This window comes from Nocardiopsis sp. NPDC055551, from assembly GCF_053619415.1.
This window is the reverse complement of sequence record NZ_JBSHJJ010000011.1, coordinates 139,880-163,876: the sequence shown is the minus strand read 5'-3', so window position 1 is coordinate 163,876 and position 23,997 is coordinate 139,880. Positions and strand designations below refer to the sequence as shown.

At 70.4% G+C, this 23,997-nt stretch carries 15 protein-coding genes; 9 read left to right on the top strand and 6 right to left on the bottom strand.

All coding sequences use genetic code 11. The features are described 5' to 3' along the window. Window positions 1–114 precede the first annotated feature (114 nt). Window positions 115–921: a hypothetical protein gene (locus ACWGSK_RS20410; RefSeq protein WP_452456446.1), complete on the bottom strand. Its 807-nt coding sequence runs from the start codon at window positions 919–921 to the stop codon at window positions 115–117. A gap of 222 nt (window positions 922–1,143) precedes the next feature. On the opposite strand from ACWGSK_RS20410, the gene ACWGSK_RS20405 reads away from it, so the two are divergent. Further along, window positions 1,144–2,004 carry an alpha/beta hydrolase gene (locus ACWGSK_RS20405; protein ID WP_452456445.1) on the top strand — a complete coding sequence of 287 codons (861 nt, stop codon included), beginning with the start codon at window positions 1,144–1,146 and terminating at the stop codon, window positions 2,002–2,004. Between the two features lie 823 nt (window positions 2,005–2,827). Here ACWGSK_RS20405 and rpsN read toward each other — a convergent pair. The 4 genes from rpsN to ACWGSK_RS20385 are packed head-to-tail and all read right to left on the bottom strand — an operon-like array spanning window position 2,828 to window position 4,743. Further along, window positions 2,828–3,133 (bottom strand): 30S ribosomal protein S14, encoded by a 306-nt coding sequence (gene rpsN / locus ACWGSK_RS20400; RefSeq protein ID WP_358505386.1) that lies wholly within the window; start codon window positions 3,131–3,133, stop codon window positions 2,828–2,830. After that, window positions 3,133–3,369, bottom strand: coding sequence for a 50S ribosomal protein L28 (rpmB, locus tag ACWGSK_RS20395; RefSeq protein WP_358505383.1), 237 nt, complete (start codon window positions 3,367–3,369; stop codon window positions 3,133–3,135). Before rpmB ends, rpsN begins: the two co-directional genes overlap by 1 nt. Window positions 3,370–3,385: 16 nt before the next feature. Beyond that, on the bottom strand, window positions 3,386–3,637 hold the full coding sequence (gene rpsR, locus ACWGSK_RS20390; RefSeq protein ID WP_358505381.1) for a 30S ribosomal protein S18: 252 nt from the start codon (window positions 3,635–3,637) through the stop codon (window positions 3,386–3,388). Window positions 3,638–3,639: 2 nt separating this feature from the next. Continuing rightward, the gene (locus ACWGSK_RS20385) at window positions 3,640–4,743 is read right to left on the bottom strand and encodes a CobW family GTP-binding protein (protein WP_452456444.1); all 1,104 of its coding nucleotides are present in this window, start codon (window positions 4,741–4,743) and stop codon (window positions 3,640–3,642) included. Between the two features lie 263 nt (window positions 4,744–5,006). Here ACWGSK_RS20385 and ACWGSK_RS20380 point away from each other — a divergent pair, with 263 nt between their 5' ends. The 3 genes from ACWGSK_RS20380 (at window position 5,007) to ACWGSK_RS20370 (ending at window position 7,002) form a co-directional block, all read left to right on the top strand. After that, window positions 5,007–5,402: a Fur family transcriptional regulator gene (locus ACWGSK_RS20380; protein WP_358505375.1), complete on the top strand. Its 396-nt coding sequence runs from the start codon at window positions 5,007–5,009 to the stop codon at window positions 5,400–5,402. A 71-nt stretch (window positions 5,403–5,473) separates the two neighbouring features. Next, a complete protein-coding gene (locus ACWGSK_RS20375) occupies window positions 5,474–6,289 on the top strand; it encodes a 2,3-dihydro-2,3-dihydroxybenzoate dehydrogenase (RefSeq protein ID WP_452456443.1) in 816 nt (271 codons plus the stop codon). 110 nt (window positions 6,290–6,399) lie between these two features. After that, on the top strand, window positions 6,400–7,002 hold the full coding sequence (locus ACWGSK_RS20370) for an isochorismatase family protein (protein WP_452456514.1): 603 nt from the start codon (window positions 6,400–6,402) through the stop codon (window positions 7,000–7,002). Window positions 7,003–7,050: 48 nt separating this feature from the next. On the opposite strand, the gene ACWGSK_RS20365 is transcribed toward ACWGSK_RS20370, so the two are convergent. Further along, on the bottom strand, window positions 7,051–8,676 hold the full coding sequence (locus ACWGSK_RS20365; RefSeq protein WP_452456442.1) for a (2,3-dihydroxybenzoyl)adenylate synthase: 1,626 nt from the start codon (window positions 8,674–8,676) through the stop codon (window positions 7,051–7,053). A gap of 136 nt (window positions 8,677–8,812) precedes the next feature. Between ACWGSK_RS20365 and ACWGSK_RS20360 the strand changes: the two genes are divergently transcribed. The 5 genes from ACWGSK_RS20360 to ACWGSK_RS20340 all read left to right on the top strand — a co-directional run bounded on the left by ACWGSK_RS20360 (window position 8,813) and on the right by ACWGSK_RS20340 (window position 23,985). Then, a complete protein-coding gene (locus ACWGSK_RS20360) occupies window positions 8,813–15,391 on the top strand; it encodes an amino acid adenylation domain-containing protein (protein WP_452456441.1) in 6,579 nt (2,192 codons plus the stop codon). Window positions 15,392–15,474: 83 nt separating this feature from the next. Beyond that, window positions 15,475–20,970, top strand: coding sequence for an amino acid adenylation domain-containing protein (locus tag ACWGSK_RS20355; RefSeq protein WP_452456440.1), 5,496 nt, complete (start codon window positions 15,475–15,477; stop codon window positions 20,968–20,970). Beyond that, complete coding sequence (locus ACWGSK_RS20350) at window positions 20,967–22,094, top strand: saccharopine dehydrogenase NADP-binding domain-containing protein (RefSeq protein ID WP_358505362.1); 1,128 nt, start codon at window positions 20,967–20,969, stop codon at window positions 22,092–22,094. The genes ACWGSK_RS20355 and ACWGSK_RS20350 overlap by 4 nt, the downstream gene beginning before the upstream one ends. Then, entirely contained in the window at window positions 22,091–23,209 is a 1,119-nt protein-coding gene (locus ACWGSK_RS20345; protein ID WP_358505359.1) for a Gfo/Idh/MocA family oxidoreductase, read from the top strand. Before ACWGSK_RS20350 ends, ACWGSK_RS20345 begins: the two co-directional genes overlap by 4 nt. Further along, window positions 23,206–23,985 (top strand): thioesterase II family protein, encoded by a 780-nt coding sequence (locus ACWGSK_RS20340; protein WP_358505356.1) that lies wholly within the window; start codon window positions 23,206–23,208, stop codon window positions 23,983–23,985. The genes ACWGSK_RS20345 and ACWGSK_RS20340 overlap by 4 nt, the downstream gene beginning before the upstream one ends. Window positions 23,986–23,997 lie beyond the last annotated feature (12 nt).

Genomic DNA, 23,997 nt, shown 5'->3' with positions numbered 1-23,997 from the left:
CGCGCCCCCGCTCTCCGGGTCCGACTCGTGGCCCGGTGCACGGGTGTGCCCCGAGCGCTAGATCCATCTCCGAGTGGCTTCTTGGGACCTACCCGGACCGTGCGGGCCCTCGGCTCAGGTCCCGGTGCCGGCCTCGGCCCGAGCCGGGGTGTGGAAGTACTGGTGCGGCTGGAAGAGACAGATGTTGGTCTCGCTCTGCACGTTGGAGTCGGTGGCCTCGACGAAGTAGGCGTAGGGGGTGTCGGCCGCCAGATCGGCGCCCACCCGCACCGAGGAACGGTTCAGGCCGGCGTCGGTGTGCCCGCGCATGTGCTCGACGAAGATGTTGTCCCACCAGGTGAGGTTCTGGGTGTCGAATTCCCTGGCCGACCCCCCGGTGGACAGACGGAAGATGTAGTGGGCGTCGGGCCCGCCCAGATCCTTCAAGGTCGACCAGGAACACTCCAGCTCATCGTCGGCCGGTACCGTCCCCAACTCGGTTCGGCCCGAGGGAGTGAAGGACTCCGCGAGCTCGGTCCGGTGCGAAGTGTAGAACTCCACCAGACGTCGTGAGGCCGCGATGTCGTGGTGACGCGAACGGGTCCGGACCTCCCCGTCGACCCCCGATACCTCGATGGAGTACACGCCCCCGGGCAGGAAACCGGTGGGGAGGTTGACCATGTACCAGTAGTGGTCGAGGGCGTGGTCGTAGATGTGGCCGTTGGTGTTGGCGGGGGTGAACTCCTGGTCGGCGAACTCCACCCGATACCCGTCCGGGCCGCGCGCGGTGATGGACCGGATCAGTTCCGGGGTGGGGACCCCCGGGGTGGGGGGGAAGGAGACGAGGAACTTGTGCTGCTCCGCCGGAAACGGTGTTCCGTCGAAATCCCAGAAGACGTCGCAGGCCATGAAGTCGTAGATGCGCAGGGGGTTGTCGTCCACGCGGGTCTCCCTTGTCGGTCGAATGTTCTCCGTCTCACTCTCCGCCTCGGACGCGGGGCACGCATCGGTGGAACACCGCGATCTGTTCGCGGCGCGCGGGTTTGGGATCGGTGATCCCACCCGTTCGTCGACAGGCCCCGTTGACGCCCCGGTGTGCGGCGCGGATATTCGCTTCCTGAACACCGGATGGCCGGTGTTCTCCTCCATGCAAGGGAGACAGCGATGGGAACATCTACCCCCGCCCGAAGATCCGCCGCACTCCTGACCGGGACGCTCCTGGCCGCCGCCCTGGTCGGGGTCCCCTCGGGGGCCGCGGCCTCCGCCGACGTCGTAGAGGTCGCCGGTGGTAGCGGTCCCCATGAGGCCGGATACGTCACCGATCGTCGCCTGCCCGCCCACACCGTCTACCGACCCCTGGACCTGCCCGAGGACGAGCCCCTGCCGATCGTGGCCTGGGGCAACGGCGCCTGCCGCGCCGATGGGACGTGGTTCGAGAACATCCTCACCGAGTTCGCCTCACACGGTTTCCTGGTCATCGCCAACGGTCGCCCGGACGGTTCGGGCAGCACCGACGCGGAGATGCTCATCGAGTCCGTGGACTGGGCGATCGATGAGAACACCCGGCTGTTGAGCGAGTACCGCGGACACGTGGACACCGAACGGATCGCCGTCATGGGGCAGTCGTGCGGTGGGCTGGAGACCTACGACGTCGCCGACGACCCTCGCATCACGACCACGGTGATCTGGAACAGCGGCATGTTCAGTGACAGGGACCCGGGACGCCTCGACCACCTGCACGCCCCGATCGCCTACTTCACCGGCGGGCCGAGCGACATCGCCTACGGCAACGCGCTCAACGACTGGCGCGACCTTCCGGAGGGGCTGCCCGCGTTCATGGGCCACCTCGACGTGGGGCACTACGGGACCTTCCCCGAACCCGACGGCGGCGAGTACGGGCGGGTCGGTGGCGCGTGGTTGCGCTGGCAACTCAAGGACGACACCGAGGCCGCGGGCGTGTTCGTGGGCGAGGACTGTGGCCTGTGCGTCGACCCCGAGTGGGACGCGCAGAGCAAGAACCTGTGAGCGGTGTGGTCGTCGATCCCCGGGCGCGCTCACCACGAGCCCGTCGTTTCCTCCTCCGAGACGGGTGGGCGGGTCCTCCCGGCTCGGGTTCGATCCCCTGGACCCGGGCCAAGGGGTGGGACGGTGCGCGTCGGCCCCGTCGGGTCATCGAAGAGACCGTCCCTACTTCCCGCCTCGACCGGATCGCGGGGTACGACGAGCAGACCACGCGGAGTGGCTTCGGCGCGCAGTGCCCCTTCGGAGAGCGTCCGCCAGACGTAGTGGATCTCGTCGCGGAAAGGCGATTCTTCCGGGTAATGCGAATCAAGCACCACGCCCTCCCGGTCGATGGTGGGAAAGCCATGAGAGGTGAAAAGATCGTCCCTGTTCGACATCTGTCGTGGTGATGGTAATCATTTTATCGACGTCATCGACGCAGGTGAGGGTTCACATCGGCCGTCGACCGCATTCCGCTGTATATGTCGGAGCAAATTATTTTTTCCGTCTCCGCGGATCCTTGAAGAGGCGATATAGAATGGATGCGTTGTTGCTGCTTTCGGGTCATCGTTGGGGAACCGTATTCGGGGGAGAGCATGGCGACCGCACATCCGACGCACCAGGGCCACGCACACGAACATGGTGAGGGGTGCGGTCACGTCGCCGTGCCTCACCACGACCACGTGGACTATGTGCATGACGGGCACCTGCACCGTCGGCACGACGGCCACTGGGACGAACACTCCGCGTCCTGAGCGCCACCGTGGGTGCGGGTTCCCGGAGGAGGGGCGCCTACCCCGGGAACCCGCGGGCCGCTCGGATCACGAACGGCGGATTTCGCCCGGGGTCACCAGCTCGACTTGGTGATCCCGGGCAGCTCCCCTCGGTGCGCCATCTCGCGGAAACGAATCCGGGACAGGCCGAACTTGGTCAGGTGGCCGCGGGGGCGGCCGTCCACGGAGTCGCGGTTACGCACACGGGTGGCGCTGGCGTCCCGGGGCTGTCGGCGCAGTTCGGTGACGGCGGCGGCTCGTTCGGCCTCGCCGGTGTGCGGGCTCTTGATGAGTCGCTTCAGCTCGGCGCGGCGCTCGGCGTAGCGGGCGACGACCGCCTTGCGCTGTTCGTTGCGGGCGATCTTGCTCTTCTTGGCCATCAGACCCTCCCCCCTTCGGCTCGAATGTCGGCGACCACGCGTTCGATGCCTCGGGCGTCGACCACCTTCATCCCCTTGGTGCTGATCCGGAGCTTGACGAATCGCCGTTCACTGGGCAGCCAGTAGCGTTTGTTCTGGATGTTGGGGTCGAAACGACGTTTGGTGCGGCGGTGTGAGTGGGAGACGGCATTGCCGAAACCGGGTGACTTTCCGGTCACCTGGCAGACACGGGACATGCTGGATTCCTCCTGGTCAGCTCTGTTTCGTCGAGGACGGGTACGGCAACAGGGCCATCTCGCGGGCGTTCTTGACCGCCGCGGCGATCAGGCGCTGTTGGCGGGCGGTGACTCGGGTGACCCGGCGGCTACGGATCTTGCCCTTCTCCGAGATGAATTTGCGGAGAAGGGCGGTGTCCTTGTAGTCGACGCGGTCGGCGTCGCCCAGCGGGTTGGCGAAGCGGCGTTCGCGCGGTGGCTTGATGGTGCGGCGATGGCCGGTGGGCATGGTCACCTCTCTGAGAACTCGGCGAAGGGGTCGTTGTGGAAGTCCTGATCGGTTTCGGTGTCGGTGACCAGGCACGACTCCAACAGGGACAACAGGCGCGCGCTGTCCATGTCGATCCCCGTGAAGGACAGGTGCTGGCGGCGGTCACCCGCCACCGGGTCCCAGTCCAGGAGGGCGGAGGATCGTCGGGCCGGTGAGACCAGGTCCATGGCCGCCTCGGGGAGCGCGGCCAGCCAGGGGCCGCCGCTCTCCACCATGAGCAGGTCCTGGTGGGAGTCCCACACCAGGAGGGTGTCGGGCTGGCCGGCCAGCCAGAACCTGCCTCTGCCTCGTAGGCTCATGGCGACGATCTCCTCCAGCGCGTCGGAGAGCCGCTGGGGATGCATCGGTCGGGTCCTGGTCCAGGTCACCGAACTCACGCCCTGCTCCTCTGCGTGATCGGAGTACTGGGCCCAGGCCGGGTTGATCCGGGTGTGAGTCGACTCGGGGTCGAAGCGTCCGCCGAGGAACCCTCGCAGGTCCGAGCCTGAACGGACGATCGCGGCCGCGGGGTTGAGTTGTTGGAGCAGGGTCCGCGCATGACGGTCGGGCCCCGTTCCGTGCAAGACGATCACGTTCGGATACTCCACCTGCCGGTTGAGGACTTCGGCGACCGTGCGGGAGTCGTCCTGGGCGATGTCGAGTTCGCGGTCGCTCAGGTCGTCGTCGCAGCTCAGGTCGGCGACCAGGTGGACGAGGTCGACGGCCGTGACGACGGTGGCCAGGAGCAGCCCCTCCTGCGCGGCGATGTTCTCGGCGATCAGCCGGGGTTCCACCCCGTCCCAGGACTCCACGACGCACAGGTCGTGTCGGCGGGCGTCCGCGGTGCGCAGGAGGAAGGGGATGAGGTCCTCGCGCAGGGTGCAGGAGGCGCAGGCGTGGTCGAGGTCCACCTGCTCGCTCTCAGCGGGGCCCGCGCGGTCGCGGATCACGCGATGTACCGCGCCGTCGCCGATGTCCTCCAGGTCGTGGTGCACGGCGATGGAATGCGGAACGGTGGCCAGTAAGTCGTCCACGGCCTGACGTCGCGCGGTCGCGTGCAGCCCGGTGACCAGGGCGATGCGCATCGGATGCTCCTCTCCGAGGTGCCTTCTCTGGAATGGAAATGAAAATCGTTTCCATACTCTACACAGCCTCGAGAGTGCTCGGTGCGCCCGCCCGGAGTATGGGGTGATTCGGGCGAACCGACTCACGCGCGTGCTACGGTACTGATAATCATTTTCATCTAATCGAGTCGCGTCCCCGGGAGTCCCCCTCGTGTGCGTAGGGCGATGCCGATACCGAGTCGGTCGCTTGTCTCTGGTGCCCCAACGCCAGGCGGTCGACTGACATGGTCAACACACCCAAGTACGACGAAGCCGTGCTCAAGGTCCTGGACCGTAGTTCCCGCTTTCGCAGCTGTCGGGAGATCCTGCGGGACCTGGATCGGTCGAACCCCTCCGCCACGGGTCCGCCGAGCCTGTCCACCATCTACCGCACGGTCCACCGGATGTCCCAGGAGGGTGTGCTGGACACGATCCGGTCACCCGAAGGAGAGCGTCTGTACCGGCGGTGTGGAACACCTGTCCGCCACTACCACCTCTTCTGTCGTGTCTGCGGAGAGGTGGAGGAGATCGCACAGGTCGCCGAGATCGCGGCGGTCGTGGAAAAGATCCGCTACTTGAGTGATTTCGCTCAGGTCGACCACACCTTCGAACTGACCGGTGTCTGTCCACGTTGTCTGTGACTCCGCGAGACCGCCCTGGTTCGCCTCGGAGGGCTCCGGACGCGGCGCGGAACGCTCGTGAAGGGAGCGCTGTGACCTCTCATCCGGATAGACCGGGAAGGTCGAATGGATCCGACAAGGGTGTCGCCCTGGTCACCGGTGCCGCCGGAGGTATCGGCGCCGCCGTCGTCCGGAGCCTGGCGGCGGAAGGCCACACCGTCGCCGCGGTCGACCGCCGTGAGTCCCCGGCTCGACGGTTGGCGGCCGAACTCGAACACGAAGGCCATCGGGTGATCCACTACTGCGTGGACATCGGCGACGAGGACGCCGTGGAACGGTTGGTCCACCAGGTGGAGGAGGGCCTCGGGCCGATCACCGCCGTCGCCAACGTCGCCGGTCTCCTGCGCCACGGGGCGACCTCGCACTTCCCGACCCGGCACTGGCACGAACTCTTCGCGAGTAACGCCTTGGGGGTTTTCAACGTCTGCCGTGCGGTCTCTTCGAGAATGATGTCTCGCGGACACGGGAACTTCGTCACCGTAGGATCCGACGCCGCCTCGGTTCCCAGGGTGTCCATGGCCGCCTACGCCGCCTCCAAGGCCGCCGCCACCCAGTTCACCATGTGCTTCGGACTCGAAATGGCCCCTCACGGGATTCGGTGCAACGTGGTCTCCCCCGGCTCCACCGAAACGCCGATGCGTCGGCAGTTGTGGGGCGATGGCACTTCCAAGGAGACCCTCTCTCCGAACGGGCCGGACCTCACCGACTTCCGGGTGGGGATTCCCCTGGGGCGGGTGGCCGCCCCCGAGGACATCGCCGACGCCGTGACCTTTCTCCTCTCCTCCAGAGCCCGCCACATCACCCTGCACGACCTGCGCGTGGACGGCGGGTCCGGTCTAGGAGCCTGATCTGGACCGACACGGCCGATCACGCGCCCGCCCACCCATGCCCCGATCCCCACACCACCATCTCGAAGGAGACTCCTGTGTCCGCCCTGCCCTCCATCGCCCCCTATCCCATGCCGGGGGTTCCGTCCGCCGAACGGATGAACTGGAAGATCGACCCCGCGCGCTGTGTCCTACTGGTCCACGACATGCAGCGGTACTTTCTCGACGCCTTCACACCGGGAGGTGAACCGGTCCCGGAACTGCTGGCCAACATCGGCGCCCTGCTCGACCGGTGCAGATCGAACCGGGTGCCCCGGATCTTCACCGCCCAACCCGGATCCCAGAACGAACAGGAGCGGGGCCTGCTGCGGGACCTGTGGGGGGAAGGGCTCAGGGACGACCCCGTGCACAGTGCGATCGTCGAGGACCTGGCCCCCACCCCGGACGAGGTGGTCCTGACCAAGTGGCGTTACAGTGCCTTCGTCCGTACCGACCTGGAGGAGCGACTGCGTGCCCTGGGGCGGGACCAGCTGGTCGTGTGCGGTGTGTACGCCCACATCGGTGTCCTCATGACCGCCTGTGACGCCTTCATGCGGGACATCGAGGCGTTCGTCGTCGCGGACGCGGTGGCCGACTTCTCCGCTCGCGATCACGAGATGGCCCTGTCCTACGCTGCTCGCCGATGCGCCGTCACGGTGACCACCGAGGAGACCCTCGTCGCGTTCCAGGCCTGACCGGCGGTGGGGGCGGAAGCCGACCCGTCCCCACCGCGGTCCGTTCTCCTAGGCTCCGGTCAGTTCCCGCCGAAGGCGTTTCTTGTCCACCTTGCCCACCCCGGTGAGTGGGAGCCGTTCCACTCGACGTACCTCGTCGGGCACCTTGAAGGCCGCGACTCCACGCTCGGACAACTCCGCGCGCACCTCGTCCCTGGTAGGGCACTCCTGCCCCGACACGACCAGGAGTGCCACCGAGCGCTCACCGAGCACCGGGTCGGGAAGGCCCAGAACAGCGGCGGCCCGCACCCCCGGAAGGCCCATGAGTATCTCCTCGACCTCGATCGCGGCGATCTTCTCTCCCGCCCGGTTGATCTGGTCCTTGACCCGGCCCACGACCGTGAGGTCGCCGTTCTCGGACCGGGTGACGAGGTCTCCGGTGCGGTAGAACCCGTCCGGAGTGAAACACAGGGGGTCCAGCTCCGGTGCGCGGTAGTAGCCCCGGAGGGTGTAGGGGCCCCGGGTGAGCAGTTCACCGACGGAGCCGGCGGGGAGCGGATCTCCCTGTTCGTCGACCACCAGGACCTCGTCGGCGGGGGAGAGCGGCCGACCCTGGGTGGTGCACACCAGGTCTTCGGGGTCGTCCAGACCGGTGTAGTTGTTCAGGCCCTCGGCCATGCCGAACACCTGTTGCAGACGGCAGCCCAGCGTCGGCCCCACACGGCGGGCGGTGTCCTCGTCCAGGCGTGATCCTCCCACTTGGAGGACCCTCATCGAACTCAGGTCCCGATCCGATCTGTGAGCCTCGTCCAACCACGGACCGACCAGGGCCGGAACGAGCGCGCTGATGGTCACCCGCTCGCGTTCGATCAGTTCGAAGGCGGTCGTCGGACTCGGGTCCGGGCCGAGGACCACGGTGCCCCCGACCGCGAAGGTGCCCACGATGCCGGGGGAGACCATCGTGAAGTTGTGGGCGACGGGAAGGACGGCCAGGTAGACGGCGTTCTCGTCCACTCCGCTCGCTTCGGCCGAGGCCCGTGCGTTGTAGCGGTAGTCGGCGTGGGTCCTGGGGATCAGCTTGGGGGTGCCCGTGGTGCCGCCGGACAGTAGGAGCAACGCCAGGTCGTCAGGGGAGCGTTCCGAGGAGATGGACGTGGGGCGGGAGTCCGCGGAGGGGGCCAGGAGCGAGTCCCACGGCAGTGCCGCGCCGTCTCCGGAGTCACCGGTCACCACCAGGTGCCGTACGGACGGGGCGGAGAGAGCGATCCTCTCGACGACCGCCGATGAGGCCCTCGGCCCCCGACCCGGGGCGACGATCATGGCGCCGGCCTCACCGACGCGCACCAGCGATTCCAGGTCCGCGGGGCCCAGCGCCGGTAGGGCCAGGATCGGTACGGCCCCGATCCGGAAGAGGGCGAAGATCGTGACCACGTACTCGGTGTGGTTGGGCAATCGCACGAGGACGCGTTCGCCTCGACGGATCGGGAGTCCGGCCAGTCCTGAGGCCAGGTGGTCCACACGCGCGTTCAGCTCCGCGTAGGTCAGACGTTCCCCACCCGAGACCAGCGCCGGATGGTCCGCCCTGTGGGCGGCCTGTTCTTCGAGCAGGTCGTCCAGCGTTCCGTCCTCCCAAAAGCCCTGCTCGCGGTAGCGGTGGTCCGCCCTCTCCGGTCGCCGCAGCCAGTCATGTGACATCGATCTCTCCGAATTCTGCGGGGTCCGGGGTCGACCCCGGACTCCCGCCGGTGCTATACATGGACATACCGACAATGAAAACGGTTTTCATTATTGCTTATCGGGTCCAACGTGACCACAGGGGGTGCGCGGTTCAGTGACCAGCGAAGCCGGACCGGTGATCGAGACCGTTCGCGAACAGGTGTCCGAAGTACTCGGAACCGGGGCTTTCACCGACACCGATGACCTCTTCGAGCACGGGCTCGACTCACTCGGGATGATCCGGCTCTCAGGTGCCTGGAGGGAGGACGGCTTCGACGTCACCTTCGAGGACCTCTCGGCCGTGCCCACGGTCGCCGCCTGGACCGCGCTGCTCCACGAGGCACGCGTGACCCACCTCCCGGCGGGTCCGGTGAACACCCGACACCGGGACGAGGGGGAACCGTTCCCGATGGCGACCATGCAGCACGCCTATTGGATCGGCCGGCAGGACGACCAACCCCTCGGCGCCGTGGCCGCCCACTTCTACACCGAGTTCGACGGCACCGGGGTCGAGCCCGATCGTTTGGCGCAGGCGCTTCGGATCGTGGTGGACCGCCACCCGATGCTCAGGGTCCGCTTCGACGACGACGGCCACCAACGTGTCGAACCCGCCGGGGTCGAACCCGTGGTCACCGTGCACGACCTTCGCGACCTGCCCGCGACCGGGGTCGAACGGACCCTGGAGCGGATCAGGGAGGAGGCCACCCACCGACGCATGGACGTCGCGGCCGGCGAAGTCCTGGACATCGCCCTGAGCCTGCTCCCCGGGGGCGCCACCCGCCTGCACGTGGACCTCGACATGATCGTCGCGGACGCGCTCAGCCTGCGCGTGCTCTTGGAGGACCTGCGCGGCGCCTACCTGGGAGTGGACGCCTCGCCCCTGGAGTACGACTTCGCCGACCACCTCGCCGACCGGCGCGAGCGCGGGCACGAACAACGCGAGCGTGCCCGCGCCTGGTGGCGGACGCGCCTGGCGGAGATTCCGTCTGCGCCCACACTGCCGGTCCGTTCCGACGCCGAGGCACCGGCCCGTCCCACGGACCCCACGACCCGCTCCCACCGTCTGCACCACCGGCTCACCCCGGAGCGGGCACGAGCGTTCGAGCGACGGGCCCGTGACTTCGGAGTCACCCCCGCCGCCGCCCTGGCCACGGCCTTCGCCGAGGTACTCGGTGCCTGGAACACCGACCCGGATTTTACTCTCAACCTGCCGCTGTTCGACCGTGCGCCGTCGCACCCGCAGATCGACCGGCTCATCGGCGACTTCAGCAGCTCCGTGCTGCTGGGCGTGGACACCGGCGCCCCGATGACCTTCGTCGAACGTGCCCGCACCCTCCAGGGCGACCTGCACCGTGCCGTCGACCACGGCGCTTATGGGGGAGTGGAGGTGCTCCGGGACCTGACCCGTCGCAACGGCGGAACCCCGGTCCTGGCACCCGTGGTCTACACCAGCGCCATCGGGCTGGGTCCCTTGTTCACAGACGAGGTCCAGGAGTGCTTCGGCCGCCCTTCCTGGATCATCTCCCAGGGTCCCCAGGTCCTGCTGGACGCCCAGGTCACCGAACTCGACGATGGTCTGCTGCTCAACTGGGACCTGCGTGCGCGCGCCTTCGAACCCGGCACCATGGAGGCGGCCTTCGACTGTTACCGGGACCTGGTCGAGGGCCTGGTGGACGATCCGCGGGTGTGGGAGAGCCGCTTCGAGCCCCTCATCTCGAACGCGCAGGCGCGGGCCCGGGCCACGACCGCCCTCGACCTCCCCGAACCCACCCCGCGCACGCTCCACGCCCCCTTCTTCGCCCACGCGCGCACCCGCCCCGAGGACATCGCCCTGGTGCCGGACCACGGGGAGGCGATCACCTACGGGGACCTGGCCGACATGGCCCTGCGCGTGGCCGGGGCCGTCCAAGCCGCGGTGCCCGCCGGAGCGACCGTCGCCGTGCGTCTACCGCGGGGCGCGGACCAGGTCGCGGCGATCCTGGGGGTACTCGCCGCGGGCTGCGCCTACCTCCCGGTGAGTCAGGCCCAACCCGTGGTGCGGCGCGACCGGATCCTGGCACTCGGGGCCCCCGAACTGGTGATCACCGACGCCCCCGGCCGACCGGCCGGCTCCGGGGTGCCCGTCCTCACCGTCGAACAGACCCGGCACCTGGCCCCGGGGACGGAACGGAACACGTCACCGGACTCCGTGGCCTACGTACTGTTCACCTCCGGATCCACCGGTCACCCCAAGGGGGTGGAGATCGAACACCGATCCGCCGCCCACACCATCGACGTGCTCACCACCGCGCTGGGGGCGGGTGGAGACGATCGGGCGCTCTGCCTGGCCGAGTACGACTTCGACATGTCCGTCTTCGACCTGTTCGCCCCCTTGTCCGTGGGAGGTGCGGCGGTACTGGTCGAGTCGACCGACCGCCGTGACGCGGAACGCTGGGCCCGGACCGCGTCGGACGCGGCGGTGACCGTCCTCAACTGCGTACCCGCCTTCCTCGACATGCTCCTGTCGACGGTGGAGACCGGTACGGCGCCGATGCCGCCCCTGCGGGCCGTGCTGTTGGGCGGTGACCGGATCGCGCCCGCTCTCGCGCGGCGGTTGCGGGCCCAGGCCCCCGAGTGCCGTTTTCTCGCATTGGGCGGCATGACCGAGGCGGCCGTCCACTCCACCCTGTTGGAGGTCCACGACACCGACCCCTCCTGGACCTGTGTGCCCTGGGGACTTCCTCTGCCCGGAGTCTCCTGTCGTGTGGTGGACGCCCAGGGGCGCGACCGGCCCGACCTGGTCCCGGGAGAGCTGTGGGTCGCGGGGGCGGGACTCGCCCGCGGGTACCGGGGAGCCCCCGACCTGACCGCCGAACGCTTCGTCACCGACCGTGGTCGACGCTGGTACCGCACCGGGGACTCGGCCCGCTACACCCCCGACGGCTCCCTGGAGTTCCTGGGCAGGACCGACCACCAGGTGAAGGTCAACGGTGTGCGGATGGAGACCGGTGAGATCGAGGCCGCCCTGACCACGCACCCCGACGTCCGCGCCGCGGTGGCCGTCGTACTCGACGGCCCCGCGCCTCGGCCGGCCGCCGTGGTCGTTGCGCGAGAGGCCGCCGGAAGCGGCATCGTGGCCCGGCCCGCGAGGAACGGCACGGCCGGCACGGCCGCCGAGCACATCCGCGCCCTGCTGCCCCCGGCGATGATCCCCGACCCGGTCCTGGAACTCCCCGAGATCCCCCTGACCCCGAACGGCAAACCCGACCTCGACACCATCGCCCGGCTCCTGCGGGACCGGCTGTCCGGCGGTGTCGGAAGGGTCGACCCTCCACGGGGGGAGGTCGAGGTCCTGGTCGCCCGGGTCTGGTCCGAGCTACTGGACACACCGGAACCGGCCCGCACGGACTCCTTCTTCACCCTGGGCGGCGACTCGCTCCTGGCCACGCGCGCGGTGGCCGCCCTCCGTCGCGCGGGCCACACCGGGGCGCGTGTGTCGCGACTGTTCGCCCACCCGGTGCTCAAGGACTTCGCCGCCACCCTGACCGAACGCGGCGAGGTCGCCGACGACCAGCGCATCCACCACGACGCCGACACGCGTCACGACCCGTTCCCCGCCACCGGGGTCCAACGGGCCTACCTGACCGGCCGCAGCCCGGACTTCACCCTGGGCGGGGTCGGCACCTACCACTACACCGAGTTCGACGGCGACGACGTCGACCTCCGGCGCGTCGAACACGCCCTGGACCGCCTCGTGGCCCGACACGACATGCTCAGAGCGGTGTTCGACACCGACGGGAACCAGCGGGTCCTGCCCGGCGCCCCACCCGTACGCGTCCTCGTGACCGACGCTCGCGAACAGGATGATCCCGATCCCGCGCTCGAAACCTTCCGCGACACCATGGCCCACCAGGTCCTGGACCCGACCCGGTGGCCGTTGTTCGACGTGCGCGCCCTGCGTTACACACGCGAGGGCGTCGAACGGGTCCGGCTCGGGGTGGGCCTGGACTACCTCGTGCTGGACGCACTGAGCATCATGACCCTCTACACCGAACTGGACCTGCTCTACCGCGAACCCGACGCGCGCCTGGAACCGGTGGACGTGACGTTCCGCGACTACCTCACCCAGGTCGAGACCGACCCCGACGCGGAGGATCGCTCTCGCCACTACTGGCGGGAGCGGATCACCGAGCTGCCTCCCGCTCCGGACCTTCCCCTGCGCGTGGACCCGGACCGGATCGAACGTCCCCGGTTCACCCGACGCTCGCAACGTCTGGACCCGTGGGAGTGGAGCGCCCTCACCGACCTGGCGCGCAGGGCCGCGATCACCCCCTCGACGCTGCTCCTGGCCTGCTACGGAGAGGTATTGAGCGCCTGGAGCGGCCAGACCGACCTGAGCGTGACCCTCACGCTCTTCAACCGCCAGGACCTGCATCCTCACGTCGAACGGGTCCTGGGGGACTTCACCTCCCTCTCCCTGGCCTCCTACCGGCGCCGGCCCGGAGAACGCCCGATCATGGCGGCCAGGTCGCTCCAGCACCTCCTGGGCCAAGACCTGGACCACCGGGAGGCCTCGGCCGAATGGGTGCTGCGCGAACTCGCCCGGCACACCGGAACCTCCCAACCCGCGATCCCGGTGGTGTTCACCGGATCCCTGGGCTTGGGCTCGGGCGTGTCCATGGACCGGTCCGCCGGGTTCCCCCGGAGGGTCTGGGGGCTGTCACAGTCGCCACAGGTCCACCTGGACAACCAGGTGATGGAGAGCGGCGGGACCTTGGAGATCTCCTGGGACGCGGTCGAAGAACTCTTCCGTCCCGGCGTGTTGGACGGCATGTTCGACGCCTACCTCGACATGTTGCGCACCCTGGCCCGAGAAGGGGAGCAGGCCTGGGACCACGCGGTGACGACCCTGCTGCCCGAGGGGACGCGCCGGTCCAGGGCGTCCGCCCACCGGCCCGCGACGGACCCGCCCGCGGGCTTGTTGCAGGACGCCTTCTTCGACGGTGTCCCCCAACGCTCGGACACCCCCGCCCTCATCACCGACCAGGAGACCCTCACCCATGGTCAGGTCGCCGACCGGGCCCTGAGGATCGCCTCCGGCCTGGAGGAACGCGGGGTTCGCGCCGGTGACGCGGTGGCGATCTGCCTGCCCAAGGGGCCCGACCAGGTCTGCGCGGTCCTGGGCGTACTGGCCGCCGGAGCCGTGTACGTACCCATCGGCGTGGGACAGCCCGAGCCGCGCCGTGAACGCGTGCACCGGGCGGCGGGCACGGCCTGGGCGATCGGTGACGGAACCGGCGCCCCACGGTCGGTGACCGTGGCGGCGCTGCTGGAGTCCTCGCCCCTGGCGGCCCCGGTACGTCCCGACCCCGCTCAGGCGGCCTACACGATCTTCACCTCCGGCTCCACCGGAGAGCCCAAGGGCGTCGAGGTGAGTCACACCGCGGCCCTCAACACCGTCGCCGACGTCAACGAGCGCTACCTCATCGGCCCTCGCGACCGGATCCTGGCCCTGTCCGCGCTCGACTTCGACCTGTCGGTCTACGACGTCTTCGGACTCCTGGGGGCGGGCGGTGCGCTGGTGCTGCCAGACGAGGAGGAGCGCCGCGACGCCGAACGCTGGCGCGCCCTGTGCGCCGACCATGGGGTGACCGTCTGGAACACCGTCCCCACACTCCTCGACATGCTGATCCTGGCCTCCCGTGAGGACGGGTTCCCCCGGGCCCTACGGTTGGCCCTGGTCTCCGGCGACTGGGTCGGTACCGACCTGGCCTCCGCCCTGCGCCGGGCCAATGGCGTCGGCACGCACCTGGTGGCCCTGGGCGGGGCGACCGAGGCGGGGATCTGGTCCAACGCGTTCGAAGGCGGGCACGCACCTCGCGGCTGGCCCTCGGTGCCCTACGGGTACCCCCTGCGCAACCAGCGCTACCGCGTGGTGGACCCCCATGGGCGGGACTGCCCCGACTGGGTGCCCGGAGAGTTGTGGATCGGTGGCGCCGGAGTGGCCCTGGGCTATCGAGGAGACCCCGAGCGCACCGCGGACCGCTTCGTCGAACATGAGGGGCGACGCTGGTACCGGACCGGAGACCTGGGACGTTACCGACCCGGCACGATCCTGGAGTTCCTCGGACGCACCGACCGCCAGGTCAAGGTCGGTGGGCACCGACTCGAACTCGGTGAGGTCGAGGCCGCCCTGGAAACGCACCCGCACGTGAGCCGCGCCGCCGTGGTCGCCCTGGGGGAGCGGGGCACCCGCACGATGGCGGCCTTCGTCGCCTCGGGCAGCGGCACGCCCACCCCCGACGAACTCACCCGGCACCTGACCCGGTACCTGCCCGGCCACGCCGTTCCCGGGCGCGTGACGGTGCTGGACGAGCTCCCCCTCACCGGTAACGGCAAGGTCGACACCACGGCGTTGGAAGACTCGGCCTCGGCCTGGAACGGCGCGGACGGCGAACCCCTCACGGGCCCCGACGAGGAGATGCTCGCGCAGCTGTGGAGTGAGTTGCTCGAAGCGCCGGTCGACGACCGCCACGCCAACTTCTTCGTCCTGGGCGGGACCAGCCTGCTGGCCGTTCGCATGATGACGCTGCTGCGCCAACGGGTCGACGACCGGCTCTCGGTCCGCTCCTTCCTGGCCGACCCCACCCTGGCGGCCCTGGCCGACCAGGTCCGCGCCTATACCGGCGACGACGTTCGGACCGGGGTGATCTGACGCCGTTCGCCGATCCCCCACCGGGCCCGCCGCTCCAGCCCGCGCCGAGGCACACCCCCATCACTTCTTCGGGAGAACCCACCGTGCACATCACCTCCGCGACCCTGACCGAACTACTCGACGACCTCCGTTCCCGCGGGGTCCAACTCTGGTCCTCACAGGGGCGCGTCCACTTCCGCGCGCCGCGGAACGCCCTCACCGACGAAGACCGCGCGATGCTGCGGGACCACCGCGAGGAGGTCCTCGCCCTCCTGGCCGAGGAGTCCGAACCGACCCTGGTCCCCGATCCCGCCTCCCGCCACGAGCCCTTCCCCCTGACCGACGTGCAGACCGCCTACCTGATCGGTCGCGGTTCCGCCTACGACTTCGGCGGGGTGGCCTGCCACGCCTACGTGGAGCTCGCCTTCGACGACCTCGACCCCGCTCGCCTGCGCCGGGCCTGGACCGGCCTGGTCGCCCGGCACGACATGCTGCGGGTGGTGGTCTCCCCGGAGGGACACCAGCAGGTCCTGCCCGAGGCACCGGGGGATTCACTGACCGTCACCGAGATCGGTGACGCCGACCTCGACCTGCACGCGACCCGCACCCGCGAACGCATGCGCGACCTGGTGCCCGACCCCTCCACCTGGCCGCTGGTCCGCCTCCACCTGACCCGGGGCGAGACCGGCGCACGGCTGCACCTGTCCGTGGACCTGCTCGCCGTCGACTACTCCGGCGTCCGGCTGCTCCTGGACGAGCTCGCGGCCCGATACGAGGACCCGGATCACCCCCTGCCCGACATGGAAGCGACCTTCCGCGACTACGTCATCGCCCGTCGCTCCCTGCGCGAAGGACCCCGCTACCTGCGAGACCGCGCCTACTGGGCGGGGCGCGTCGACGAGCTTCCCCCGGCCCCCGAACCGCCCCTGGCCGAGAACGCGACCGACACCTCCGGCCGGTTCACCCGCCTGTCGACCACCCTGACGCCACACGTCTGGGACGCCTTGCGCGAGCGTGCCGCGGAGCACGGCCTGAGCCCCTCCTCGGTGGCGTTGACCGCCTACGCGGAGGTCCTGTCCCTGTGGTCCCGCAGACCGGACTTCACGCTCAACCTCCCCGTGTCCCAACGCCTGCCGCTGCACCCGGACACCGACCGGCTGGTCGGCGACTTCACCTCCCTGTCCCTGCTGGCCGTGCACGCCGAGGACGGCGAGACCTTCGTCGAACGCGCGCGCACACGACAGGCCCGTCTGGCCGAGGACCTCGAACACGGCCTGTACACCGGCAACGAGGTGCTGGCCGAACTCTCCCGCCGCCGCGAGGAGAACGTCGTGCTCATGCCGGTGGTCTTCACCGGAGCGATCAGCACCCGGACGGAGGCCCACGCCAAGGCGGAGACACCGACCGAGTCCTGGGCCGACCGCGAGGTGTACGGGCTGTCCCAAACCCCTCAGGTCTGGTTGGACTGCCAGGTCTCCCGCGTCGGCGACTCCCTGGGGGTGCGGTGGGACGTACGCGAGGGCGTCCTGCCCCCCGGTCTGGCCTCCGACGCGTTCGGTGCCTACACCGAACTCCTCACCCGCCTGGCCCTGCACGACGAAACCTGGGCCGAGAAGTCCCCGGCGGCCCTCCCCGAACACCAGACGCGGGTGCGCGCCCGGGTCAACGCCACCGATGCGCCCGTGCCCGACGCGTTGCTGTACGAACGCCCCCTCACCGCGGCCCTGCGCGCCCCCGAAGCCCCCGCCGTCATCAGCGTTGACGGCACGCTCACCCACGGTGACCTGTGGTCACGCGTGTGGGGAGTGGTCGGAGCGTTGCGGGCCCGGGGCTGCGCACCGGGGGACCGGGTCGCCATCGTCATGGACAAGGGCGCCGAACAGGTCGTCGCCGCCTACGCGGTCCTGGTGCTGGGGGCCGTCTACGTTCCGGTGGACACCACCCAGCCCACCGCCCGGCGCGAGGCCATCCTGCGGGACGCCGCGGTGAACCACGTCCTCACCCAGTCCTGGCTGGGGCGAACCGGCCGGCGGGACGAACACGTCCAGGCCATCGAGGTGGACACCGTCCCCGCCGAGGCCGCCCCGACGCGGGTCCCGTCCCGGCCCGTGAGCCCCGACGACCCGGCCTACGTCATCTACACCTCCGGCTCCACCGGAACCCCCAAGGGGGTGATGATCAGCCACCGGTCCGCCCTGAACACCATCACCGACGTCAACCGCAGGTTCGGGGTCACCGATCAGGACCGGGTCCTGGGGCTGGCCGCGCTCGGCTTCGACCTGTCCGTGTACGACCTGTTCGGTCCCCTGGCCGAGGGCGGCGCGGTGGTCCTGCCCGCCCCCGAACGCCGCGGCGATCCCTCCCACTGGGCCGAGCTGGCCACCGAACACGGGGTGACCCTGTGGAACTCCGTGCCCGCCCAGATGGGGATGCTCACCGACTACCTCACCGCCGTCTCCTCGGCCGCCCCCGCCTCCCTGCGACTGGTGATGCTCTCCGGTGACTGGGTCCCGCTCACCCTGCCCGAACGGGTACGCGCCCACCTGCCACAGGTGTCCCTGTTCAGCCTGGGCGGGGCGACCGAGGGATCCATCTGGTCCATCCACCACCCCATCGGAGAACTCGACCCCGCCTGGCCCAGCGTTCCCTACGGGCGTCCGCTCGCCAACCAGACCTTCCACGTCCTGGACGAGCACATGCGCGACCGCCCCGACTGGGTTCCCGGGGAACTCCACATCGGCGGCGTGGGCGTGGCCATGGGGTACCTGGGCGACGAGGCCCGCACCGCCGAACGGTTCGTCACCCGGCCGGACACGGGAGAACGCCTGTACCGCACCGGTGACCTGGGCCGGTACCGCCCCGGCGGCGACATCGAGTTCCTGGGGCGCGAGGACGACCAGGTCAAGATCCGCGGACACCGCGTCGAACTCGCCGAGATCGAGTCCGCGCTGCTGTCCCACCCGGCGGTCCACGCCGCCGCGGTCCTGGCCGTGGGCGGCCGGGAGGAAAGGAGGCTGTCCGCCTTCGTCGAGCCCGCACGCCACCGCCTGCGCCGGTACCGCACCACCGACGAGGCGATGGTCACGGCCGCCGAAAGCGCGGTCGGGGCCGCCACCACCGACCTGGACCGGGACGCGCTGGAGACCTTCCTCCAAGCGATGCGGTCCACGGCCCTGGGCGCCATCACGCGCACCCTCACCGAGGCCGGCCTCTTCCAGCAGGCAGGTCACACCTTCGACGAGGTCATCGCGGTCTTGGACGCCGATCGACGCCACCACCGCCTGGTGCGACGGTGGCTGGACGCCCTGTGCGAGGCCGGACGGCTGCGCCGCGAGGGCGACCGGTTCGACGGCCTCACCCGCGTCTCCGCACGGGACCAGGGCCGGGCCTGGACCCTCCTGGGCGAGCTGGAGCGTTCCGTCGACTACGGGACCGAGGTCCTGGAGTACATGCGCACCTGCTCCGAGCGCCTGCCCGAACTCCTCCGCGGCGACCTGGACGTGAGGGGCCTGCTCTTCCCCGGCAGCGGGACGGACACGGCCGCCGGCGCCTACCGGGACAACCTGGCCATCCGCCACCTCAACTCTGCGGCGGCCGCCGCCCTGGCCGAGGCCGCGTCCACCAGGACCTCCGACCGGCCACTGCGGGTCTTGGAGATCGGTGCCGGGGTCGGTGGAACCACCGAGGAGGTCGTGCGGGCACTCGCCGGACACGACGTGGAGTACCTGTTCACCGACGTGTCGCCGTTCTTCGTCAACGAGGCCGGGGAGCGCTTCGCCGACTTCCCGTGGGTGGGCTTCGGACTGTTCGACCTGAACCGTCCGCTCATCGACCAGGGGTACGCCCCGAACTCCTTCGACGTGGTCATCGCCGCCAACGTCCTGCACAACGCCATCGACGTCGGAATGGGCCTGGCCCGGGTTCGCGAGCTGCTCGCCCCCGAAGGGCACCTGCTGTTCATCGAGACCACCCTCGAACGGGACCCGGCCCTCCTGGTCTCCATGGAGTTCCTGGAAGGCCTGGACGGCGGCCACCGGGACGCGCGGGCCGAACGGGACCAGACCTTCCTCACCCGAGAGCAGTGGGCGAGGGCCCTGGAATCCGCGGGGGCCACCGAGCCCCTGGCCCTGCCCGGCGCCGACGACCGCCTGTCGGAAACCGGGCAGAGCCTGTACCTGACCAGGCTCAAGACCGACCGCGTCCCCGTCACCGCCGACGAACTCGCCCGGCACACCGCCGAACGCCTGCCCGAGTACATGGTCCCCGGCCGGTGGGGGCTGCTCGACTCCCTGCCGCTGACCACCAACGGCAAGGTCGACCGGGCCGCCCTGGTGCGTTCCCTGCCCGACGAGGAACGCGGCACCGACACCGCGAAGGTCACCGCCGAACCCCGCGACGACCTCGAACGCGCCCTGAGCGCCCTCTGGGCCGACCTCCTCGAACGCACCACAGTCGGCCGCGAGGACGACTTCTTCGACCTGGGCGGAGACTCCCTCCTGGTCGCGCGCATGGTGGGTCGCCTCGGCGAGGCCCTGCCGGGCCTCGCCGACATCGAGTGGGAGGTGGTCCTGCGCCACATGCTCCGCACCCCCACCATCGCCGGGCTGGCCTCCTACCTGAGGGACCTGTCCGGCCAGGTCGAGGCAGCCGAACCCGGCCGAGCCGACCCCTACGTCCCCCTCAACGGCCCCGGCGGGGGAGCGGTCACCGCCCTGGTCCACGCCGGGACCGGAACGCTGATCCCCTACCGCTCCCTGATCACCGAGATCCGGCGCCGCTCGCGAGGAGAGGCCACCCTGGTCGGCCTCGAACTGCCCGACGTCCCGGCCTTCCAGGCCGCCGAACCCGCCACCGTCATCAAGGGGTGGGCCGCCGACTACGCCCGCGCCCTGCTCGACCGGGGCGGTGACCGCTTCCACGTCGTCGGCTATTGCCTGGGCGGGCTCATCGCCACCGAGGTCGCCCGGACCCTGACCGAGGCCGGTGCCGAGGTCGCCTCCCTGACCGCCATCAGCACCCACCGGCCGCCGTTCCGCCTGGACGACGAACTCATCTCCGAGTACGCCTTCGCCGTCATGATGGGCATCGATCCGGTCGCGGTCGGGTTCCTCGCCGACGAGAACCGGGTCTCGGCCGCCTCCGACCTGCTTCTGGCCGACACCCCGGGGCTGCTGCCCGACGGCGCCATCGGACGCCTGACCGGGGAGTACGCCGATGTCGCGGCCTGCTTCCACGCCCTTGCGCGGGTACCGCGCGCGGTGCGCATCGAGCGGATGTGCGCCGCGGTGCCGCCCTCCGCCGGGACCTACACGCCCGAGGCACTGACCGAGATGTTCCACATCTTCCGGCAGAGCGTCTTCGCCATCTCCCGGTACGAACCCGAGCCCTACGCGGGCGACGTCACCTTCCTGCGCCACGGTGGCGCCTACCCCTTCCCCGGGAACAAGGAGAGCGTCATCTCCTACTGGGAGCGCCTGGTCCTGGGCGACCTGGACGTCGTCGAGGTCCCCGGCGACCACTTCAGCCTCTTGGGCGCCCCCTACGCCCCCGGTGTGCTCAAGCACCTGGAGGCCGTCACCGGAGGTGACGTGGTCCGGTGAGATCCGTGAACGACGCCGTGATCGGTGTGGTGGGCGCCTCCGGTGCGGTCGGCCGGCACGCCGCGCACGCCCTGCGCTCCCTGGGCCATGGCAGGCTCGTGCTGGGCGCCCGCCGCACCGACCCCTTGAACACACTCGCCGAGGAACTCGGCGGCCCGGTCGAGGTGGTCCCCGTGGACGTGGACTCGGCCGAGTCCCTCGAAGCGTTCTGCCACCGCTGCGACGTGGTGCTCAACTGCGCGGGGCCCTCCTACCGGATCCTGGACCGGGTCGCGGTGGCCGCCCTGGCCACCGGCGCGGACTACGTCGACGTCACCGGGGACACCCCCGTCCACGACCGCCTGGCCGGATCACCCGCGGCCGGGGAACACCGTGTCCTGCTCTCGGCCGGGACCCTGCCGGGCCTGTCCGCGCTGCTGCCCCGCTGGTTCGCACGAGGCCACGGACTGCGGGAGATGACCGTCCACGCCGGCGGCTTGGAGCGGTGCACCGGGGCCGCAGCCGGAGACCTGCTCCTCTCCCTCCCCGGGGCGAGCGCCTCGGAAGCGGTGTTCGGGCACCCACTGTCGGCCTGGCGGGACGGAGCCGTCGTGGAAGGCGCCCTACGCGCCCGGGAAGGGGCCCGTGTCCCGCACTTCCCGGGAACCGCCTTCGTCCAGCCCTTCCTGACCGGCGAGGCCCACAGACTGGCCGACGCGATGGGACTCCACCGGCTGGACTGGTACAACGTCCACCCCGGCGAACGGACCAGGGCCGTGCTCACCTCGGCGGTGGGCCGGGCCGACGCCGGACCCGAGACGGCCGAGCGCCTGCGCCGCGCGGCCGACCTGGACCTGATCGGGAACACGCCCTACTACCAATTGGTCTATTCGTTGATCGACGGTGCCGGTGCACCGCACACCCTCCTCGCCCGCTTCACCGACAGCTACCGGATGACGGGCCGGGTCGGGGCCGCCGCGACCGCCGCGGTGGTCCAGGGCCGAACACCGGTCGGGGTCCATCACGCGGCCGACGTACTCGCCCCCGAACCCACGGTCGCGACCCTCTTCCACGGGGACGGGGACGCGGTACTGCACCTGTGGCGGGGCGCCGCGACCGCCGACCTGGAGGAGGGCGCCCTGTGAGCGGAACACCTCTGCGCGTCGTCGTCTGCGGCACCGGGTTCGGACGCTTCTACGTCCGGGCACTGCAAGGCATGCCGGACACCTTCCGGTTGAGCGGACTGCTCACTCGGGGAGGGGAGTACTCGCGCCGCTACGCCGAGGAACTCGGGGTACCCCTGTACACCCGCCCCGACCGGCTCCCCGACGACATCGACGCGGCCTGCGTGGTCGTCGGATCGGCGGTGTCCGGGGGAGCGGGCGGTGAACTCGCCCGCGCCCTCCTCGAACGCGGCCTCCACGTCATCCAAGAGCACCCGGTCCACCACGACGAACTGGCCGCAGCCCTGCGCCTGGCCCGACGCAACAGGGCGGTCTATCACCTCAACCCCTTCTATCACCACGTGGAGCCGGTCCGCCGGTTCCTGACGGCCGCCCGTGCCCTGCGCGGAAACGGCCCCTTCCTGTTCATCGACGCCACCTCCGCGATCCAGGTGCTCTACCCGCTCCTGGACATCCTGGCCCGGGCCCTGGGCGGACCCCGGCCGTGGGCCCTGGGCCACCCGCTCCAGGCCGACCCCGGGGTGACGGCCCTGGCGGCGCATGCCCAGCCCTACCGCGTCCTTCAGGCGACCGTGGCCGGGGTCCCGCTCACCCTGCGGGTACAGAACCAGCTGGACCCCTCGGACGGGGACAACCACGCGCTGCTCTGGCACCGCCTCGCCCTGGGCACCGAGGACGGGGTCCTCACCCTCGCCGACACCCACGGCCCCGTGCTGTGGCACCCCCGGCTGTACGCGCCCCGCGACGAGCACGGCCGACTCCTCACCACCGGACCGGGGACCGAACACCTGGACCGACCGGCGACCTCGCCCCTGGCGGGCACCGCGGCCCCCACCCACCGGGAGGTCTTCGACCTCCTGTGGCCCCGAGCCCTGGAACGGGCGCTGACCGATTTCGCCGCCGACGTCCGAGCCGGGACCGACTCGATGCCCCGGGGCCAATTCGACCTCGGCGTGTGCCGCCTGTGGCACGACACCACCACCCGGTTGGGACGCCCGGAGATCATCCGCCCCGACCCGCCCCGCCCGACGACCACCGACGAACCGGGCCGCACCGCCCTGGAGGAGACCCCGTGAGCACCGCCCATCCCTGGCTGCGCCGCTTCCGTCCCCGCCCCGCCGCCCGTCTCAGACTGGTGTGCCTGCCCCACGCGGGCGGAGGCGCCAACGCCTACCGCTCCTGGGTCTCGGTCCTACCGCACACCGTCGACCTGGTGTGCGTGCAGTACCCCGGCAGGGAGGACCGTTTCGGGGAGGAACCCGTTGACGACATGGCCGCCGTGGTCGAGGCCGTGACCCAGGAGCTCGCACCGCTCCTGGACCGCCCCTACCTCGTCTTCGGCCACAGCATGGGGTCCGCCGTCGCCTACGAACTGGCCCGCGCGCTGCGCGACGGGGGCCACCCCGAGCCCGAACGGCTGATCGCCTCGGGCCGCAGGGCACCCGCCGACGCGCCGCCAGGACGGGTCCACCTGGCCGATGACGACGCCCTCGTCGAGGAACTCCTCCGGTTGGGCGGCACCGACCGCGAGGTGCTGGCCGAACCCACCCTGCGGGAGGCCGTGCTCTCCTACGTGCGCAACGACTACCGGCTCATCGAGCGGTACAGACCGTTCCCGAGACCACCCCTCGGCTGCCCGGTCAGCGTCTTCCTCGGCCGGGACGACCCCGAGGTCGACGCGGACCTGGCCCGGCGCTGGTCGCAGACCACGACCGGAAGCGTCGACGTACGGGTCTTCCCCGGAGACCACTTCTACCTCGCTCCGCAACGGGAGCAGGTGGTCTCGGCCCTGCTCAACCGGGTCGACCCCTCCCTGTCCCGCGGCTCGGGAACCTGGCCCAGCACACCTTGATCCGACACGCGG